We start from the raw sequence: 17,557 nt of genomic DNA, 5'->3' as shown, positions 1-17,557 counted from the left end.
ATTCAAGCCCGCGATGCGTCAGCCCAAGGACCGAGCGACCTAGGAGCCCGTGGTCGACACGCAAAAAACCCAGCCCCTGGATCTCATCGGGGACATCCACGCTCAGCAGCGCCGCAAGCTCTTTCGCCGCGTCGCGCTGATCGTCGCGCTCTTCGTGGCGCTGCTCCTCGTCGCGGTCGCCCTCAAGCTGCTCGCGGATCGCCGCGACCGAGATCGCTGCCTCGACGACGCGCGCGACGGCTTCACCCTCGGGACCTCGGCCGACCTCAGCGCCGTGGGGCAGGGCTTGGACCTATGCCTCGAAGAGCACGAGGGCGACGCCCTGCTGCTCGGTGCGCGGGCGCTGACCCGGGCGCAGCTGCTCGCCGAGTTCGGTGAGGGCAGCGAGGCCGCCCACGCCGCCGTCGACGCCGTGACCGGCGACCCCGACGCGGCGACCCACGACGGCGAGCTCGCCCAGGTGATCGTCGACCTCGACGATGGAAACTTGTCCGCGGCGAGGGACCGGCTGACGACCATCGAGGCCATGGACGACAGCCACAGCATCGCCCCGAACCACGAGGTCTGGGTCGGCGGCATGCTGGCGATCGCCGACCCCGAGGCGGACCTCGACGCCGCCATCGACGAGCTCGCGGCGACGGTCGAGGACGACCCCTCGATCTCGATCCGCCGCCTGCTGGCCACGCTCTACATGCACGCCGGTGACGGCAGCGCGGCCCTCGAGGAGCTCGGCCGCGCCCGCGAGCAGAGCCGGGCCCACCTCGGCCTGGCCGCCGACGAGGCGCTCTACAACGCGCTGCTGCGTCAGAAGCTCCCCGGCGTCGCCGACGTGGCGGATCAGCTGCTCGAGGGCGACGCCTTCGAGCTCGCGACCCGCGACCGCGCCCACGCGACCTTGGCCCGCGGGGTCGTGCGCATCCAAGACGGCGAGATCGAGATCGGCATGAAGGCCGTCGACGACGCCTGGGGTGCGCTGCCCGGCTGGGACAAGCTCTCGCGCACCCTCGCCCTCGAGATGGCCATGGAGGCCGGCGACGGCGAGCGAGCGCGGCGGTGGATCGACGAGGCCGGCCTGCGCGCGCCCGAGTCGGACATCTACGAGGCCTGGGTCAAGCTCGTCGAGGGCGACGTCATGGGCGCCCTCGAGGATCTGGCCAAGCTGCCCCAGGAGCACCCCCAGGTCGCGCTGCTCCAGGGCCTGGCCCTGGTCGAGCAAAACCGCTGGGCCGAGGCGCAGCCGTGGCTCGAGCGCGCCGACAAGCTGCTCCCCGGGCGCATCGACGTCGAGGTCGCCCGCGCCCGCGTCGAGGCTCAGGTCGGGGATCCCGAGGCCGCCCAGCGCAAGCTCGAGGCCCTCGCCGAAGAAGAGCCCTTCGCGCCGCGGGCGTGGACCGGCCTCGGCGAGGCCAACCTCGCCGTCGCGTGGACCAAGCCCGGCGACGAGGACGGCCAGCGCGTCCGTCGTGACGAGCCCGACGCGACCGCGCTCAAGGAGGCTCGCCGCGCCTTCAAGTGGGCGGTGCAGCGCGAGCGCATGCCGGCCGAGGCTTACCTCCAGCTCGCGGAGATCACCGAACGCAAGCGCGCCGACGATCCCCAGCTGGTCACCGAGGTCGTCGACCTGCTGGCCAAGGCCGTCGCCGCCAACCCCAAGCTCCCGCGCTACGCCGAGCGTCACGCCCTCTACCTCGCCGAGATCGGCCGCCAGGTCGAAGCCTCCGAGAAGCTCGAGGCGCTCCTCGACCGCCCGGGCGTCGGCTACCAGGTCCCCCTGAGCCTGGCGACCATCGCCCTGCGGCGCTTCGAAGAGCGCGAGGTCTCGACCCTCGACGAGGACCTCGACCGCTGGATCGAGCTCGCCGAGGAGCGCCACGCCCCCAAGCGCGACCTCGACCTGGTCCGCGGCCGGGCGCTGCTCGCTCGCGAGAAGCCCGACGAGGCCCTCGCGCTCTTCCAGGGCATCCTCGCCACCGACGAGACCGACATCGACGCGCGGGTGTTTCAGATCCGCGCGCTCATGGACAAGCGTGACCGCGACGCCGCCCTGGTGGCCGTGCGCGCGGGCATCGGCGCCCTGCCCCGGAACGAGACCGGGCGGATCTTCCTCGAGTGGGCGCAGATCATGTCCCGCGGCGGCAAGCGCCGGGTCGCGGGCTCCCACGCCAAGACCGGCTGGTCGCGGCTCAGCGAGGAGACCGGGGTGCCGATCCCGATCCTGCTGTGGGCCGCCGACGAGGCCATCTACCACCTCGGCCGCGACGCCAAGCCCAAGCCCGCGGCGTCCATCGGCCGCGAGATCACCGCGCTGGCGCCCACGCACAGCGACGCCTGGGTCCTGCGGGCCAACGCCGAGCTGCGCACCAACCGGGGCTCCGACGCCAAGGCCAGCGCCGAGAAGGCCGTCGAGCTCGACCCCAATAACCCCAGGGCCCACGACATCCTCGGTCAGCTCTACCTCCGCTTTGGTCGCAAGGCCGACGCCAAGGCCTCCTTCGAGAAGGCCCTCGAGCTCGGCGAGGGGACCCCGCGGGAGAGCGACTACAAGAAGAACCTCTCGGGGCTGTGAGGCGAAAGAAGAGCCCCCGACCGGCGAGACCGGCGGGGGCTTGCGAATGGCTTCAGGCGAGATGGCTCAGACGACGCTCAGAGCGTCAGCGCGCTGAGGATCGTGTCCATCTCCTCGAGGTCCGCGTCCCCGGGCAGCGCCGCTTGGGCGGCCGCGATCGCGTCGAAGGCCGCGTCGATGGTCGGATCGGCCGAGGCCACGCCGCCCGCCTTGATCAGCTTGAGCGCGTCGGTGTAGGCGAGGATCGCCGCGCCCTTGAGCAGCAAGGTGGCGTCGCCGTCGAGCAGCTGGCCGAAGGTGTAGCTGCTTGAGACCTCCATGGTCTCGAAGGTCTCGATGTCCTCCCAGGTCACGCGCACGTCGATCGCCGCGTCGGCGTCGACGAGCTCGGGGGCGCAGGTCTCGACCTGCTGATAGAAGACCATGGCGTCGTTGGGCGCGAGGTGCTGGGGCTCGACCTCCTTGGGGTCGGCGCTGAACTCCTCGCCGCTGAACTTCACGATCTCGAAGCCGGGGGGCATGGTCAGCTCGACCTGCACGTTGCGCGCGGCCAGGCCCATGGTGTTGACGAAGTCGGTGTTGAACACCTTCCAGGCCTCGGCGTCGTCGGTGATGAACACCGAGGCGCCCTTGCCCGCGTCGGTCACGTCGTCCATGAGCGTGTCGTTGTAGGAGCCCGAGAGATCGACCCCGGCGCCGACCAGGTAGATGCCGTCGGACCCGCCGTATTCGGCGTTTTGGGCGATCAGCTCGATGTCGGTGATGCCCGCGTTGGCGCCACCGTCGGAGATCAGCACCAGGCGGTTGAGAGCGTCGACGTCGAAGACCATCTGCGCGAGCTCGTAGCCCGAGCTCAGCCCGCCGTAGAGGTTGGTGCCGCCGCCGGCCTCGGTCGACGCGATCACGTCGAGCAGGGTCTCGTCGTTGGGGCCCTCGACCTCGTAGCCGGCGAGCTTCCAGGTGTTCTCCGTGTCCCACTCGACCACCGAGACCTTGTCGCCCGCGCGCAAGCTCGCGGCGATCGCCCGGCAGCTCTCGCGCAGCAGCTCGATCGGCTCGCCGGACATCGAGCCCGAGGTGTCGAGCACCAAGGTCACGTTCATGGGTGGGCGCTCCTCGGGGGTCATCTCCTCGGAGCTGACCGCGATCTGCAGCTGGTAGCGCGCCTCCTCGCCGTCTTCGACCTCGACGGCGCGCAGCGCCGTGTGCAGCGCGAGCGTGCCGTCCTCCGCCGCGGGGTATTCGAAATCGTAGTAGTTCATGAACTCCCACGGGCGGATCGGGATGCCGTAGAGGGAGTTTTGGCCGTCCGCGAGCACGCGCTCGCGGACCTGGACCGGAGAGGACATGGAGTTGCTGTCGTCGGGCGACAGATAGAGCACGACGTCGTTTTGGTCGTCGCAGACCGGGTCGCCGGTGTCGGTCTCGGTCTCGGTCTCTTCTTCTTCGGACTCCTCGGACTCCTCGGCGTCGCCCTCGTCACCGCCGGTCTCGCCGAGATCGTCGCCGTAGCCGCTTTCGTCGGCGGCCTCGTCGTCGCCGGCGAGGTCTTCATAGCCAGCGGAGTCCTCGCCGCAGGCGGTCGTGGCGAAGGCCAGGGGGAGAGTGGCGAGGGCGAGTGTTTTCAGGGAAAGGGGGGATCGTCGCATGTTCAAGTCTTTCTCGATAAGGGTTGGGAGCGCCGAGCGATGCCGAGCGATGTCGGCCGACGAGGCTTCGTCCGAGGAAGTATCCCCAAGCCCACGTTTCGATCACTAGAGGATGGTGAGCGCGGGGGGAAGCGAGCCCGCGCGCGCTCGAGTGACGCACCCGCCCTCGCGGGCTCCGGAGCCGCTGGCGCGCGGGGCGAACGGGGACTAACTTTGGGCCATGCCACTGCCCGACGGAGACCGCCAGCTCGCCCACCGCCTCGTCCAGGAAGGGGTGCTCTTGCTCGATGTGCGCACCCAGGCCGAGTACGACGAGCGCCACCTCGACGGCTCGGTGCTGATCCCCCATGACCAGGTTGGCCAGCGTGTCGCCGAGGTCCTCGAGCGCCAAGGTGGAGACAAGCAAAAGCCGATCGTGGTGTTCTGTCGCCGAGGTGGGCGCGCCGCCACGGCCAAGCAGACCCTGATGAAGCACGGCTTCACCGAGATCACCAACCTCGGGAGCATCGACGACTACTGAGAGCCTGTGAATCTTTCCCGCACGACGCCATGCCCGCCTCTGGACCCCGATGCCGATGAGCGAGTACGAGTGTGAGCGTGAGCGCGACATGGATGACATGCCCGGCATGAGGTGCGCGCGTGGCTGAGGCGCTGTGGCTGGCTCGGCTCGCGCCCGCGCGGCCGGGGGAGCGACCCACCTGTCTGCGCTGCACCACCGCGGGCGAGGTCCCCGGGCCGGACCAGCGCTGGCGTGCGGTGACCGACCCCTTCGAGGCCGCGCGCTGGGGTGCCCCGGGAGCCTCGCCGTGGGCGGCCGCGCTGGCGGCCGAGCCCCTCGGCGAGCCCGAGACTCTTGTCGCGCTCGGCCGCGAGCTGCTCGCGCCCCTGGCCCCGACCAAAATCATCGCCATCGGCCGCAACTATGCCGCCCACGCGGCGGAGCTCGGCAACGAGGTCCCGAGCACGCCGATCAGCTTCTTCAAGCCGCCCTCGTGCCTGCTCGCCTCGGGCCAGCCGCTGGCCCTACCCCGGGGCTACGAGCGCGTCGACATGGAGGCCGAGCTGGTTTTGGTGATCGGGGCGCGGGCGCGCAGCGTGCGGGCCGAGGACGCCTGGGCGCACGTCGCCGGCTACCTCATGGGCAACGACGTGTCCTGCCGCGACCTCCAGCGCGCGGACAAGCTGTGGACCCGGGCCAAGGGCTTCGACGGCTTCGGCCCCGTGTCCGCCTTCGCGCGCCTGGTCCCGCCGGGCTGGGTCTTGCCCGCGGACCTCGAGGTCCACGGCTTCCTGGACGACGAGCGCGTGCAGGCGGGGAGCGTGGCGCAGATGATCTTCTCGATCCCCACGCTCATCGAGCACCTCAGCGCGTGCATGACCCTCGAGCCCGGAGACATGATCTTCACGGGCACGCCCGCCGGCGTCTCGGCGCTCGAGCCGGGCAAGGTCACCCGCGTGGCGCTCGGTGGCCGCGAGGACTTTCACCTGGCCCCCGTGGTCACGCCGGTGGTCTGAGCGGCAGCTCGCCGTTGTCGGCGAGCTGCCCGTGTTCATCTCATCGTTGGCTCAGCACGAAGCCAGCAGCGCGCAGTCCTGGAGGGCGGCGGCGTCGACGTTCGGGAAGTAGCCGTCCGAACAGGAGCCGTAGGCGCCGTTGATGCACTCGAAGTAGTCCTCGAGATCGCAGACCGTGTCCGCGTAGTACGAGCAGTTCAAGGTCCCCTCGAGCGAGGAGACGCAGGCGGCGAGGGTGTCCTCGAGCTCCTCGCAGGCGGAGACGGGATCGGAGCCCTCCCCGGCTCCGCCGCTGGCGTTGGAGGAGCCGTCGTCATCGTCGACGGGCGCGTTTGGGTCGAGGCCGCAGCCGAGGACCAGCGCCGAGAGGAGGAGCAATGAAGTGGTGATGGTGCGAGACATCGTCATTCCTCCCGATCAAAATTGGCCAGAGATGGAGATGCCTGCGCCCGAGCGGTCTGCGCTCACGCCCGCGCGCATCGACTTGGCGTTGCCGGTGAGCAGGCCGAGGCCGGCCGCGGTCGCCCCCGCGCCGACGCTGAGCAGCCCCGAGCCCCAGCCTGCGAAAGCCGCGGTGTTGTGGGCGGACTGCTCGTACTCGGGGCGAAACTCGGAGAGCTTCGCGGGGATGCTGCTCCACTCGCCGGCGCCATAGAGCACCAGGAGCAGGCCACCGAGGAAAGTCGCGGCGCCGCTGCCCAAGAGGACCGCGCCCGCGGCCCGCTGCTGACGCTGGCGCTTGTGCGTGGCCATCAGATCGTTGGCCACGCCGGCCTCGCGGGCGAACATCGAGCCGCCGATGCCGGCCAAGACCGCGCCCGAGACGGCGAAGGTCGTGCCCATGACCACCCGGGGGATGCGGGGTTGGAGCGAGTAGTTGACGGCGTCGAAGGTGACCAGGCCCTGGCTACCGATGTCGGTCTGCCCGGCCTTGCCCGCGAAGGTCACGCCGCCGATCACGGCGAAGGTCAGCCCCGCGCCCAGCAAGATCCCGCCGGCGACCCGCGCCTTGGGGTTGTTGCCAGCCACGATCGGCTGCGCGCTGGGGAGGTCGAGGCCCTCGGGGGGGGGCTGGTCGACCTGGGGCCTGGGCGGCTCGACGGGCTGCTGCTGGGGTTGAGGTTGCCAGCCCTGCTGTTGGGGTTGTGGCTGCTGCTGAGGCTGCCAGCCCTGCTGTTGGGGTTGTTGCTGAGGCTGCTGCTGGGGCTGCTGCTGCCAGCCCTGCTGCTGTTGGGGTTGCTGGGGTTGCTGCGGCTGCGGCGGCTGCTGCTGCGCGTCCCAGCCTTGCTGCGTCGGCTGCTGCTGCGCGGGCTCTTGGCCTCTCAGCGCGAGAGCGGGCGCGTCGAAGCGCGGCGTCGAGGTGCCCGCGCTGGCGGTGCAGGGGATCGTGATCAGCGTGACGGCCAGACAGGCGCCCAGCGCTCTACGTGAGTTGGTCATGGGCGAAAGCTAGCGGCGGTCCACAGTGAGGTCAAATCATTTCAGGACACTTCGAGCGATCATGAATGCAAAGGTTGCTGTGGCTTTTGGCCTCGGCGCCCCACCTGGACTCAGGTGTGCATGCGAACCGGCGAACCGGGAGAGCTGGCGAGGATCGCCGCCTCGTGGGCGGCGAGCTCGGCGAGGCGGGCCTGCAAGCTGGACTCGTCGATCTCGACGCAGCGCCGGGCGAGCTCGACATAGGTCGCGTGGTGGCGCGCCTCGCTGGCGAGCAGCCCGTCGTAGAGCGCGAAGAGGTCGTGATCGGGGTGCGCCGGGTCGTCGGCTCCCCGGGCGGCCAGGGCCCGGGCGATCATCTGCATGCGCTCGCAGCTGCGGGCCTCGATCAGCGCGCAGCACAGCAGGGTGTCGAGGAGCTTGGCCGCGGGTGCCTTGCGGACCGCGGTCATCAGCTCGGCGGCGTAGGGGCTGGGCTTTTGCCGACAAAATTCGCCCCCCCGGGCGCGGATCAGCGCCACGACCTGCTCGAAGTGGCGCAGCTCCTCGCGGGCCAGCTCGGACATGGGCACGGCCAGGCAGGCGTGCTCCGGGTAGCGGAAGATCATACTCAAGGCCGTGGACGCGGCCTTCTTCTCGCAGTGGGCGTGGTCGAGGAGCAGGGCGTCGAGCTCGGCGAGGGCGCGCTCGGCCCAGCCCTCGGCGCTGGCGGATGCGAGGTGCAGCATCGCCGGGGAGTGTATGCTCCGAGCCGTGAGCGCGCGCCTTCCTCGACTCGGCCTCGGCGTGACCGCCCTCGCGGCGACGCTGGGCTGCGTGACCGCGAGCAGCAGCTACGGCGCGCGCGAACGCTACGAGTCACCCTCGTCGGAGGCGCCGCCGCTGGGGGCCGTGACCTTAATCTCGGCTCACCTCGCCGCCCCGGCCGCGCACCCTCGACCCCCGCGCGAGCCCGGCAGCACCTGGGTCGAGCCCGCGGACGAGGAGCTCGACCGATTGATCCTCGTGTTCTCCCGGGAGCTCGACCCGCTGACCGTGGATCCGCGAGCCTTCGCCGTGCTGCGCGGAGACGGCCTGCGAGTCGCGGCCGTGTCGGCGACCTTGGCCCCCGCCGACGAAGGCGACGAGAACCGCAGTGTGACCTTGCGCGGCTACTTTGGCGCCGACCAGCACCCCCCCGTGAGCGTCCACGTGCGCGCCGAGCTGTTCACCGAGGGGGGCGAGAGCCTGCGGGGCCTCGACGCCGAGATCGCCGCCTCCGAGGTCCCGGACCGCCCAGTCGCCGTCGAGCGCCTCGAGCCCAATGATCGCCGCTGCCCCGGCGCGGCGGCCGTGCTGCGCACTTACTGGAGCGACGACCTCGCGGGCGTCGGCGCCGACGACCTCGCTGGGATCAGCCTGCGCTTCGCCGACGGCACCGCGGGGCTGCCCGTGGACTTCGACGACCAGGCCGTGCGCGAGGAAGACGAAGGCGCCGAGGGCTTCCCAGGGCTCGGCCCCGCCGACGACAACGTCTTGGACCTGTGCCTCGACCGCGTCCAGGCCGTGACCGCCGTCGACTTTGCCCCCGCCTTGTTTCGAGACGCCCTCGGTCACCCCAGCGCCGGCGCCCGCCTCGAGCCCTGACCCCCGACCCTCGACTCCCGACCACCCCCCATGGTTGCCCCCAAGCGCCGCTCGATCAGCCTGCCGATCATCTTGTCCTCGGTGGCCGTCGTGTTGACGGCCACCTTGCTCTTCGGCTGGATCTTCATGATCGCCCGCAACATGGAGTCGGTGCGCGAGACCATCGGCGGCAACTACTGGCTGCTCGTCGGCGGGATCGTGTCCTTCGCCACGGTGATCTCGGTGATCGTGCTCTTCACCGTGTTCCTGATCCGCGAGATCGGCGAGGTCCGCCGCCAGACCGGCTTCATCGACTCGGTCACCCACGAGCTCAGGACCCCGCTGGCCTCGCTGCGCCTGGCCGCCGAGACCCTGGCCCGGCCCGAGCTCGCCGCCGACCGCCGCGAGCAGCTGCGCCGGATGATGCTCGACGACGTCGAGCGGCTCTCGGCCCTCGTCGACGGCATCCTCGACGCCAGCCGGCTGAGCTCGGGCAGCCGCGAGCCCGGGGACCTCGACGAGGTCGACGTCGGCGAGCTCGTCGAGGACGTCGTGCGCGAGCTCGCCGTCCGTCACCACCTCGAGGCCGCGCGCGTCGAGGTCGAGGTCGAGGCCGAGCTCAGCTTCGTCGTCGACCCCCACGCCCTGCGCACGGTCGTGCTCAACCTCGTCGACAACGCGATCAAGTACTCCTCGAGCGAGCCGCGGATCTGCGTGGCGGTGCGGCGCTGTCCTGGTGACAAAAAGGTCGAGCTCGCCGTGAGTGACCAGGGCATCGGCATCGCCAAGGGCGACCTCAAGCGGATCTTCGAGCGCTTCTATCGGGTCCCCGAGGAGGCCGTGCGCTCGCGCCACGGCACCGGCTTGGGGCTCTTCGTGGTCTCGGCGCTGGTCAAGGCGATGGGCGGCAAGGTCGAGGCCAGCTCGCCCGGCGAAGGGGAGGGCACCACGTTCCGCGTGTTTCTCCCGCTGCGCGACGCGAGGGCGTGAGGAGGCGGGATCGCGGGGCCCTGCCGACGGCCTCGAGCTGGCCCAACGTCGGTAAGAGCGGCATGTCGCCCAAGGGGTACACGACGGACGTCGAGGTGGAGATCAGGAAGCTCAGCGAGAACGCTGGGTGCCCTATCCAAATTATCAAGAATTGACCCATGGCCGGAGCAAGACAGTGAGCACATCATTCGAGGCAAGGTTCTCAACGAGCAAGCTAGGGTTGCCCCAGTTGCTCCACAATCTCGACTCAGCATTCAAGCAGTGCAACCTCAGGTTCTATGGAACCATTGCCGAGCTCCACTCTCACCGGGGGTGGCCGACGGTCATGAGTCTCGAGTTTCTCAACGTGGACTCGCTCGCGGAAGCTGCGAGCGTGGCTCGAAATTGGTGGGGGCTGGGCATCGAGTGCATATCGGAGAGTCTCCAAGAGGAGTTCGGCCGAAGTGATGTCATCGAGGTCTATTTCAACATATTCAGGGCTCCAGACGGTAAGTGGACCCTCATCTATCTCGAATCGAGCCGGGCGACTGTCTATCGAAGCCAGTCAGCTCATGCAGCGCAGGACTTGACCAACTTACAGATCGCAATGTGCCAGGCCGGAGGCTTTGCTCTTTCGATGTACGACGAGCAGTATCATGAACGGTCACCGCTCCTAACCCGGCGAGGGGTCGAGGTTGCGATCAAGCGTGTCGCCGGCGACCCGAGGCGGGGATATCTCTCGGTGGTTGCTTCGCTAGATGAGATTAGCCATGAACGGGCGCGCGAACTCGCTGGGCCTCGTGCTGACGAGGTTCTGCTCGCTATTCCGGGCTACGTCGTCGTGCCCTTTCTCCGCCCACAATGATGAGCGTCACCCACGAGCTCAGGACCCCGCTGGCCTCGCTGCGCCTGGACGCCGAGACCCTGGTCAGGCCCGAGCTCGCCGTGAGTGACCAGGGCATCGGCATCGCCAAGGGCGACCTCGAGCGGATCTTCGAGCGCTTCCATCGGGTCCCCGAGGAGGCCGTGCGCTCGCGCCACGGCACCGGCTTGGGGCTTGGGGCTTGGGGCTCTTCGTGGTCTCGGCGCTGGTCAAGGCGATGGGCGGCAAGGTCGAGGCCAGCTCGCCCGCGAAGGGGAGGGCACCACGTTCCGCGTGTTTCTCCCGCTGCGCGACGCGAGGGCGTGACGTGAGCGCAGGGCCTGGACCCCGCTTTACAAGCGCGTCGAATCCGCGCCACCATGTCGGCGCCATGGCCAACGGCTCTCCTCGTCTGCTGGTCGTCGAGGACGATCGCAACCTGGGCACCGGTCTCAAGCTCAACTTCGAGCTCGAGGGCTACACCGTCGACCTGGTTCACTCCGTCCGCGAGGCCGGCGCGCAGCTGCTCGAGTCGGGCAGGTACGCCGCGATCATCCTCGACGTGATGCTGCCCGACAACGACGAGGGCGGCTTCGTGCTGTGTCGCAAGCTCCGCGACGCCGGCGACTTCACCCCGGTGCTGATGCTCACCGCCCGCGACCGCACAAACGACCGCGTCCGCGGCCTCGAGGCCGGCGCCGACGACTACCTCGTCAAGCCCTTCGAACTCGACGAGCTCCTCGCCCGCGTGCGCTCGCTGCTGCGCCGCCGCGACTGGGAGCAGCAGGTCAGCGAGGAGCCTCGCGAGCGCCTGTACATCGGGACGGCGCAGATCGACTTCGCGGCCCGAACCTGCGAGACCGGCGGCGAGGAGATCAAGCTGACCGCCCTCGAGTTCGACCTGCTGCGCTACTTCGCGGAGAACCCCAACCGCGTGCTCAGCCGCCAGGAGCTCCAGCAAAAGGTCTGGAAGCTCGACAACTATCCGAACTCGCGGATGGTCGACAACTTCATCTTGCGGCTGCGCAAGCACTTCGAGGAAGACCCCAAGAACCCGCGCTACTTCGTGTCCGTGCGCGGGGCGGGCTATAAGTTCGTGCCTTAGGGGCCCGCATCCTCATCGACGAGCCCGACCTCGGCTTTCGGATCTTGCGTGGGGGACGACAAATTCTCGGGCTTCGGACGCTACGGATCCGACTCGCAGACGCGGACCATCGACGAGATCACGAAGGCCCTCTCGAAGCACGCCACCGAGGCCCACGAGATATCGGGGACCGACGACCCGGCGCCAAAGCTGGACGAGATCGTGGGCTTGGACAGCCACTTCATGTAGAGCCCTGAGCGCTCGATGTTGGTCGTGCGCTCGCTCCTCCTCGCCGCGGCCTGCTTCGCCGCGCTCTCCTCCGGCTGTACGTCGAAGAACTCGGACGCGGGCGATGACGCCGCGCCAGCGAGCAGCACGCGCGCGCTGCTCGCTGGCGCGGCGTCATTGACGGATACGCGGGGCGAACTCCAGACTTTCACTACAGCCTCGACCTTCAGCTGCAAAATCCAGCCGCCGAGCCGCGGTGGTTGATCTGGCCCTGCGAGCTCCCGCAGGGAGAGCGCGGTCATCCAGGCCAGCGCCGGCTCATCAACCTCGACATGCTTCTGCGTTCGCTGGCCAGGGTCGGCGCCCAACAGCTGACGGTCGCCGACAGCCGCGCCGTAGCAAGACGCAAGCGCCGGCTGGTCCTGCGCGAGCTCGTCGGGAGCGTCGTCGAACTCGTCGAGCGAGCGGCCTTCGACCACGGGGGCCCGGGGCGAGCTCGTCGATCACCATCTGCCCTGTCGCTGATCCAAAGCGGATCGCGTCAGAGGTTGCGCAGCGTCAGGCCGGCACGAACGACGCTGCGTGCCGGGTAGGTCAGCCCGGACGGGGTGCCGCTCCCGAGCGGGCTCTGCGGTCGGCCGAAGAAGTCGGCGATGTCTTCGAATAGCGCTCGGATGCAGGGGACCCAGGTCGGCTGCGATGCGACGTTTCGCCAGCTCAGCTGGGAGAACGCTGGAGCTCCGTGCACGCACTCGTCGTAGAACCCACCGGAACGCTCGACGAGGTGCTCGAGGTAGTGCTTGGGGTGTCGACGCTCCCGCCACCAGGGATACCGCCCGGCCATGTTGGCGTCAGTCGCATTGCAGCGCGGGGTCCAGCTGGGATCGTTGGCCTCGAAGCTCTCGACGTCCGGGTCGACGAGCTGGGGCTGGACGGAGGCTGCACAGCCCGCTCGTCTCAGTGCCCCTGGGTCGCCGAACAGATAGGACTCGACCATGGGGCGCAGGAGGTGAAAGCTACAGCGCCCCTGCAGTTGTGCCCGGACGCGAGCCTCGTGCGACGCGCTCATGCTCCGGCGCTTGAGCTCGGCCTCGATCGCCCTGCGAAAGTGAGCACAGATGACGGCTTCTCGACCGAAGTTGTGCAGCTCGACGTCGTCGAGCGCGATCGCTAGATCTGCGGGGGTCCCGTCAGCGCCCTCGATGGCCTCGGCCACAAGCGCACGGGCGAGCCCGAGCATCGCCTTGCCAGGGCCCTGCTCGGGCTGCAGGCGGGCCGAAGTCGCAGCGTGGACCTTGCGGGGGGGCAGCCACTCGACCTCGTGGCCCTCGTGGGTCAGTCCCTTGTAGTGCCGGCTGACGGACTCGACGATGGCGAGTCGCTCAAGGTCGCCGGTGACGATGAACCGGACGCGCTTCACGGGACGATCTCGAGGTCGTTGTTCCCGAGCTCGCCGTCGGCGTAGAGCTCTCCGAGTCGAAACTGTCGCAGCCACTCCGGGTTCTTGAGCTTGGTCAGCGGTGTGGGGCTGGGGGAGAGCTGGGGCTCGAGGACGTGGACGCGCTCGGGCTGGGCGTCGAACACGTCGAGGAGCACGGTCGAGTGGGTAGCGAGGATCACGCGGAGCTTTCGCTGACGAGCCGCACGCTCAGCGAAGCGTGCGAAGGTCCGGACAGCGTAGGGATGCAGCGCAGTCTCGGGCTCGTCGATCGCTACGACGCCGCCGTCGTCCGCCGCCGCGAGACTAGCGAGCAGGACGAGCATGGCGATCACCCCGTTGGCTTCGTTGCGCAGGGGCTCGGCGAGCTCGCGCCCCGGTCGAAACACCCGCGCGACCAGGGTGTTGCCGGCCTCGACGAAGTCGAGGTCTTCGATGAGCCTCGGAAACGCCGCCTGGAGGCCGGTGAGCACGAAGGTGTAGCGGTGGCGGTCCGGCTTGCGCTGCCACCACGCGCGCAGCATCGTGATCGCGTTCTCGCCGTGGCTGGACAGGCGCGTCGCATGAGCCGTGTTGGATCCCCCGCGCAGGGCGTGGAGATCGAGATCGTGCATCACGCTCATGCTGCCGATACAGGCGGCCATCTGCTCGACCGCTGGCTCCTTGACCTGGCTGTCGAGGAGCGTTCGAAGTCCGAGGCGACCGTTGGCGCGGAGCTGTCGCTCGCCGTGCCTGAGCGTGCCGAGGGCGTCGCGGCGAAACACCTCGCGCTCGCCTGCGTGAAGCGACTCCCCGCCCGAGGGATCGGCCCCGGGAGTGAGCGCGCCCAGGACCAGGACCCAGCGTAGATCGTCGAGCTCGATGCTGAGCTCCACGGGCTCATCGGGAGGCGCGTCGCGGTGGCGCAGCCCGTGACCCCCGTCGAGGACGACGGCGATCGCCTCGGACAGACCGCGCTCGAGGGCGACCCGCAGCAGCTTCAAGACGAGCAGGGCCGTGGTCTTGCCAGCGCCGTTGGCTCCGACGATCAGGCTGACACCGTCGGCCCGGAAGCGAAACTCGCGGAGACCGTAGAAGTTGCGCGCGACGATTGTCAGCGCCTCGGCATCGACGACGGGGTCGAGATGCAGGGGCTCCGCTGGCTGGTCGGGCATGTCCGGGACGTCGGGGGTGGCGTCGTCGCCCTCGCCGAGCCGCAGCTTGACCCGAGTCAGGACCTCGTCCATGACGTCGAGGATCGAGCAGTAGTTCCAGTCTCCGTTCGGATTGCGGGCGAACTTGCGCTTCAGGCCGAGCTCGCCGTCGGGACCCCAGCCGGTATCGAGCATGCGCAGCTCCTCGTCGAGGCCCATCTCTCGCAGGAGCGGACGTAGCTGGGATCGGGCGTACTCGACCTCGGTGTCTTGGCCGCGAGGATCTGCGTCGGGGTCGAGCACCTCGTCCTCGGCGAGCGACCAGGCGTCGTTGATCGCCCGCTCGATCTTCTCGACCAGCGTCGCCTTGGTCAGCACGATCAGGCTCTTACACCAGCGTGCGCACGGCTCACAAGCGCGCGGGAAGCCTCGCTCGGCGAGAGATGGGCCTCGGTGTCGAGCTGCCGTGGTGGTTCGCACCCAGGGCGCGAGTACCGCAATTTCAGCGACGAACGCGCTGTCTCGCTGTAGCCTGAGCCATGTCTTCGGCCAAGCCCCCGGAGTGAATATTGACTCCGCCAAGGTCGGCGAGTGCCTCGGCGGTCTCGGCGACTGGCTCGCGGAACTTCTGCGTGCTCCCTGGCCCAGCTCGAGCGCTGGCGCGAGCGGGCCAGGGTCGTCGACCCCGCAGTCGAGCTCGTCGCCGCCGAGGCCTGAGGGAGGTCGAGCTCGCCTCAGCGGCTCAGGTCGCGCAGCCGCTCGACCGTCTGCTTGGTCTGCTTGGTCAGATCGTGCCCGACCCCGCGCACGGCCTCCTCGACCTCGAGCGACTTCTCGTACCACTGGAGCGCCTGGCGGTAGGCCTTGCGCTTCTCGTGGATCAGCCCGAGGTTGAAGTAGCTCGTCGCCGTGATGATGCTCGAGCCGCCGAGCAGCCGCTCGCGGATCTCCATGGCCTCGGTCGCGTACTTCAGCGCGTCGTCGAGCTTCTTGAGCCGGTAGTAGGCGATCGCCATGGCGTCGAGGGTCCGCGCCGTGTCGAGGTGGTTGTCGCCCAGGGCCAGGCGGCGCAAGGTCAGCGCTTTTTGGTACCACTCGAGGGCCGTGTCCCAGCCCTTGCGGGCGGCCCAGACGTCGCCGATGCCCTGGTAGCTGACGGCGACCTCCGGGTGCCCCGGGCCCAAGATCCGCTCTTGGACCTCGACGGCGTGGTTGAGCAGCTCGTAGGCCTCGTCGGCGCGCTCCTGGATCAGCAGCACGTCGGCGTAGCTCGCCTCGGACAGGGCCGTGGCCGGGTGGTCCGGGCCCAGCGACTTGGTCTCGGCGGAGATCGCCTTTTTGTACCAAGCGGCGGCGCCCTCGATGTCCTCGAGGCCGATGTGGGTGTAGCCGAGGTTGTGGTAGGCCCGCGAGGTGATCGGGTCGTCGGCGCCGAAGGTGTCGGTCCAGATGTCGAGGGCGCGCATGTAGAGGTCGTGGGCCGCGCGGTAGTTGGCCATGGCGACCTCGAGGTTGCCAAGGCGGTTGGCCGCGTCGGCGACCCGCGGGTGCTCGGCACCAAAGAAGGCCTCGCGCTGGCCGAGGGCGGCCTCGAGGTCGCGGCGCGCCTCGATGTAGTTGCCCGCGCGCAGCTCGGCCGTGCCGATGCAGGTCAGCGCGTCGGCCTCGCCGATGGCGTAGCCGAGCTTCTGCGCGGCGGTCAGCGCCGGGCGGCCCTGGCCGAGGGCCTGCTCGTAGTCGCCGATCATCACCGAGTGGTGGCAGCTCGCGACCTTGGCGTCGATCTTGCGCCGCTCGTCGCCGGACTTCTCGGCCGCGAAGCCGGCCTCGCCGAGGAGCTTGCTGGCCGCGTCGCTCTTGCCCAGGGCGAGGAGCGTGCGCGCCTCGGCGGTCTTGTCGTCGGCGAGCTTGGCCGCCTCGGCGTCGACGGTCTCCTCGGGCTGCTTGTAGTAGGCGAGCACGGCCTGGTTTTGGCAGGTCGAGATCTGCTCGGAGATCTCGAGCATGGCCCGGTCGATGTGCTCGTAGCTGGTCCGGTCGACGCCCTCGAGGGCCGAGACCAAGGTCCGCTGCTGGACCAGGGCGGTGTTCAGGCACAGCGAGACCCGCACGTAGATCTCCTCGGGCATGGTCTCGCGCTCGACCGTGTCCTTGCAGGCGCGGCGGTTCATCATCACCCAGTCGCTGGCGATGTCGTCCATCTTGGTGATGATCCGGTCGACGTTGATCTGCTGGCTCTCGCCGGCGAAGGCCTCGAGGCCGCTGCGGATCTCCCGGCGCTTGTCGGAGCTCCACACCCGCTCGACGTCGAGGTCGAAGTCGTCACAGGGCCCGGAGGCGGCCTGGTCGCGGCCGTGGGCGCAGGCGCCCGCAAAGGCGCCGGCGAGCAGGGCGATCAGGGCGAGGCTGGCCCGCGTGGTCGTGGTCTTGCGCATGTCGGTTCTCAGTCGGCTTGGGTTGGTTGCGCGCAGCTCGGGGGCTGGGCGAGGAGCTCGTCGAGGCTGGCCTCGACCAGGGCGAGATCGGCAGCGTCGCCCGCGGCGCGCAGGAGCTCGCTCGAGCTGCGCTGGCGCTCGAGGCGGTCGTCGAAGCAGCGCACGCGGGCCGCGTAGGTCTCGGCGTCGATGATCCCGCGGACGAAGTGGTCACGACAGACCGAGGTTCGCGTGCGCACCCAGTCCTCGGCGATGAGGTCCATCTCATTGGCGACGGCCTGGCGACGCTCGACCTCCAGGGCGGCGCTTTGCTTCATGAACTCGGCGCGGACCGAGGCCGACCAGACCCGCTCGACCTCGACCTCGAAGTCCGCGCAGGGGTCGGTCTTGGACTGGCTGCTAGAGGCACGGGATCCCGCGCAGGCGCCGAGCACGGACACGCTGAGCACGCACAGGAGTAGTCGCCCGGGGGTCGGGATCGCTCGGCTCGGGGGCACGCGGGCATCTTGGAGAATCCGGCGCCCGCAGTCACGCGCGAGATGCTCCACCGCGAGGTGGGGGTCGAGCTCACCAAAAGAACAGTTTTCCAGCCACACTGTAAATCGAGCGTTAGCCTGTTCCAGGCAGACTGTACTT

18 protein-coding genes are annotated in these 17,557 nt (G+C 69.4%); 9 read left to right on the top strand and 9 right to left on the bottom strand.

The genetic code is table 11. From position 1 onward, the window contains the following. Positions 1 to 49: 49 nt before the first annotated feature. The gene (locus G6O69_RS42035) at positions 50 to 2,566 is read left to right on the top strand and encodes a tetratricopeptide repeat protein (RefSeq protein ID WP_172303166.1); all 2,517 of its coding nucleotides are present in this window, start codon (positions 50 to 52) and stop codon (positions 2,564 to 2,566) included. Positions 2,567 to 2,643: 77 nt separating this feature from the next. Here G6O69_RS42035 and G6O69_RS09310 read toward each other — a convergent pair whose 3' ends face one another. Then, complete coding sequence (locus G6O69_RS09310) at positions 2,644 to 4,215, bottom strand: VWA domain-containing protein (protein ID WP_172303165.1); 1,572 nt, start codon at positions 4,213 to 4,215, stop codon at positions 2,644 to 2,646. 220 nt (positions 4,216 to 4,435) lie between these two features. Between G6O69_RS09310 and G6O69_RS09305 the strand changes: the two genes are divergently transcribed. Both G6O69_RS09305 and G6O69_RS09300 read left to right on the top strand, forming a co-directional pair. After that, positions 4,436 to 4,735: a rhodanese-like domain-containing protein gene (locus G6O69_RS09305; protein WP_172303164.1), complete on the top strand. Its 300-nt coding sequence runs from the start codon at positions 4,436 to 4,438 to the stop codon at positions 4,733 to 4,735. Between the two features lie 119 nt (positions 4,736 to 4,854). Further along, on the top strand, positions 4,855 to 5,730 hold the full coding sequence (locus G6O69_RS09300; RefSeq protein WP_172303163.1) for a fumarylacetoacetate hydrolase family protein: 876 nt from the start codon (positions 4,855 to 4,857) through the stop codon (positions 5,728 to 5,730). Positions 5,731 to 5,781: 51 nt separating this feature from the next. On the opposite strand, the gene G6O69_RS09295 is transcribed toward G6O69_RS09300, so the two are convergent. The 3 genes from G6O69_RS09295 to miaE all read right to left on the bottom strand — a co-directional run bounded on the left by G6O69_RS09295 (position 5,782) and on the right by miaE (position 7,895). After that, on the bottom strand, positions 5,782 to 6,132 hold the full coding sequence (locus G6O69_RS09295) for a hypothetical protein (RefSeq protein WP_172303162.1): 351 nt from the start codon (positions 6,130 to 6,132) through the stop codon (positions 5,782 to 5,784). Between the two features lie 15 nt (positions 6,133 to 6,147). After that, the gene (locus tag G6O69_RS09290) at positions 6,148 to 7,170 is read right to left on the bottom strand and encodes a hypothetical protein (protein WP_172301234.1); all 1,023 of its coding nucleotides are present in this window, start codon (positions 7,168 to 7,170) and stop codon (positions 6,148 to 6,150) included. 110 nt (positions 7,171 to 7,280) lie between these two features. Further along, positions 7,281 to 7,895, bottom strand: coding sequence for a tRNA isopentenyl-2-thiomethyl-A-37 hydroxylase MiaE (miaE, locus tag G6O69_RS09285; RefSeq protein WP_172303161.1), 615 nt, complete (start codon positions 7,893 to 7,895; stop codon positions 7,281 to 7,283). Positions 7,896 to 7,920: 25 nt separating this feature from the next. Between miaE and G6O69_RS09280 the strand changes: the two genes are divergently transcribed. From G6O69_RS09280 to G6O69_RS09260, 5 genes are all read left to right on the top strand, one after another. Then, on the top strand, positions 7,921 to 8,793 hold the full coding sequence (locus G6O69_RS09280) for a hypothetical protein (protein ID WP_172303160.1): 873 nt from the start codon (positions 7,921 to 7,923) through the stop codon (positions 8,791 to 8,793). A gap of 30 nt (positions 8,794 to 8,823) precedes the next feature. Then, positions 8,824 to 9,762 carry a HAMP domain-containing sensor histidine kinase gene (locus G6O69_RS09275; protein WP_172303159.1) on the top strand — a complete coding sequence of 313 codons (939 nt, stop codon included), beginning with the start codon at positions 8,824 to 8,826 and terminating at the stop codon, positions 9,760 to 9,762. Between the two features lie 175 nt (positions 9,763 to 9,937). After that, the gene (locus tag G6O69_RS09270; protein WP_172303158.1) at positions 9,938 to 10,606 is read left to right on the top strand and encodes a hypothetical protein; all 669 of its coding nucleotides are present in this window, start codon (positions 9,938 to 9,940) and stop codon (positions 10,604 to 10,606) included. Further along, a complete protein-coding gene (locus tag G6O69_RS41525; RefSeq protein WP_275943073.1) occupies positions 10,606 to 10,935 on the top strand; it encodes an ATP-binding protein in 330 nt (109 codons plus the stop codon). Before G6O69_RS09270 ends, G6O69_RS41525 begins: the two co-directional genes overlap by 1 nt. A gap of 59 nt (positions 10,936 to 10,994) precedes the next feature. Beyond that, on the top strand, positions 10,995 to 11,708 hold the full coding sequence (locus G6O69_RS09260; protein WP_172303156.1) for a response regulator transcription factor: 714 nt from the start codon (positions 10,995 to 10,997) through the stop codon (positions 11,706 to 11,708). Positions 11,709 to 11,788: 80 nt separating this feature from the next. Here G6O69_RS09260 and G6O69_RS09255 read toward each other — a convergent pair whose 3' ends face one another. From G6O69_RS09255 to G6O69_RS09245, 3 genes are all read right to left on the bottom strand, one after another. Continuing rightward, a complete protein-coding gene (locus G6O69_RS09255; protein WP_172303155.1) occupies positions 11,789 to 12,394 on the bottom strand; it encodes a hypothetical protein in 606 nt (201 codons plus the stop codon). Between the two features lie 62 nt (positions 12,395 to 12,456). Further along, positions 12,457 to 13,335, bottom strand: a complete 879-nt coding sequence (locus G6O69_RS09250) for a hypothetical protein (RefSeq protein ID WP_172303154.1) — start codon at positions 13,333 to 13,335, stop codon at positions 12,457 to 12,459. Continuing rightward, a complete protein-coding gene (locus G6O69_RS09245) occupies positions 13,332 to 14,864 on the bottom strand; it encodes an AAA family ATPase (protein WP_172303153.1) in 1,533 nt (510 codons plus the stop codon). The genes G6O69_RS09250 and G6O69_RS09245 overlap by 4 nt, the downstream gene beginning before the upstream one ends. Before the next feature lie 213 nt (positions 14,865 to 15,077). On the opposite strand from G6O69_RS09245, the gene G6O69_RS39975 reads away from it, so the two are divergent. Next, positions 15,078 to 15,203 (top strand): hypothetical protein, encoded by a 126-nt coding sequence (locus G6O69_RS39975; RefSeq protein WP_255215747.1) that lies wholly within the window; start codon positions 15,078 to 15,080, stop codon positions 15,201 to 15,203. A 17-nt stretch (positions 15,204 to 15,220) separates the two neighbouring features. Here the strand turns inward: G6O69_RS39975 and G6O69_RS09240 are convergent, their stop codons facing one another. Then, complete coding sequence (locus tag G6O69_RS09240; RefSeq protein WP_172303152.1) at positions 15,221 to 16,921, bottom strand: tetratricopeptide repeat protein; 1,701 nt, start codon at positions 16,919 to 16,921, stop codon at positions 15,221 to 15,223. 8 nt (positions 16,922 to 16,929) lie between these two features. Next, the gene (locus G6O69_RS09235; protein WP_172303151.1) at positions 16,930 to 17,418 is read right to left on the bottom strand and encodes a hypothetical protein; all 489 of its coding nucleotides are present in this window, start codon (positions 17,416 to 17,418) and stop codon (positions 16,930 to 16,932) included. Positions 17,419 to 17,557 lie beyond the last annotated feature (139 nt).

The sequence above is a fragment of the Pseudenhygromyxa sp. WMMC2535 genome, from assembly GCF_011083025.2.
This window is presented reverse-complemented; position numbering and strand designations above follow the sequence as displayed.

Coding starts and splice junctions, on each gene's coding strand:
- G6O69_RS09310 (WP_172303165.1), bottom strand. CDS start 4,215: ATGCGACGATCCCCCCTTTCCCTGAAAACACTCGCCCTCGCCACTCTC.
- G6O69_RS09305 (WP_172303164.1), top strand. CDS start 4,436: ATGCCACTGCCCGACGGAGACCGCCAGCTCGCCCACCGCCTCGTCCAG.
- G6O69_RS09295 (WP_172303162.1), bottom strand. CDS start 6,132: ATGTCTCGCACCATCACCACTTCATTGCTCCTCCTCTCGGCGCTGGTC.
- G6O69_RS09290 (WP_172301234.1), bottom strand. CDS start 7,170: ATGACCAACTCACGTAGAGCGCTGGGCGCCTGTCTGGCCGTCACGCTG.
- miaE (WP_172303161.1), bottom strand. CDS start 7,895: ATGCTGCACCTCGCATCCGCCAGCGCCGAGGGCTGGGCCGAGCGCGCC.
- G6O69_RS09275 (WP_172303159.1), top strand. CDS start 8,824: ATGGTTGCCCCCAAGCGCCGCTCGATCAGCCTGCCGATCATCTTGTCC.
- G6O69_RS41525 (WP_275943073.1), top strand. CDS start 10,606: ATGAGCGTCACCCACGAGCTCAGGACCCCGCTGGCCTCGCTGCGCCTG.
- G6O69_RS09260 (WP_172303156.1), top strand. CDS start 10,995: ATGGCCAACGGCTCTCCTCGTCTGCTGGTCGTCGAGGACGATCGCAAC.
- G6O69_RS09240 (WP_172303152.1), bottom strand. CDS start 16,921: ATGCGCAAGACCACGACCACGCGGGCCAGCCTCGCCCTGATCGCCCTG.